The sequence below is a fragment of the Micromonospora yasonensis genome, from assembly GCF_026013475.1.
Taxonomy (GTDB): Bacteria; Actinomycetota; Actinomycetes; order Mycobacteriales; family Micromonosporaceae; genus Micromonospora; species Micromonospora yasonensis.
The window spans coordinates 1-201 of sequence record NZ_JAPDPH010000521.1 but is presented as its reverse complement, the minus strand read 5'-3'; the positions used below and the strand labels follow the sequence as shown (position 1 = coordinate 201).

The following is a 201-nucleotide window of genomic DNA, read 5'->3' as shown; positions in this document are numbered from 1 at the left end:
GCCCCCGAAGCCATCCAGTCCGCCCACACCGCCCTCACCGACCACGGCCTCACCGCCCGAATCGTTCCGGTCAGCTACGCCAGCCACTGCCCCCACGTCGAACCGCTGCACGCCGAACTCACCGGCGTCACCATCGACCCACACGCCGCCAGCACCGCCTTCTACAGCAGCACCCGCCAACAGACCATCCCCGGCTCGGAA

General features: G+C 69.7%; 1 protein-coding gene. It reads left to right on the top strand.

Annotated elements, in window-relative coordinates:
• The coding region (locus ONA70_RS36635; RefSeq protein ID WP_265011042.1) for a hypothetical protein at positions 1-201 on the top strand (201 nt) is incomplete at both ends.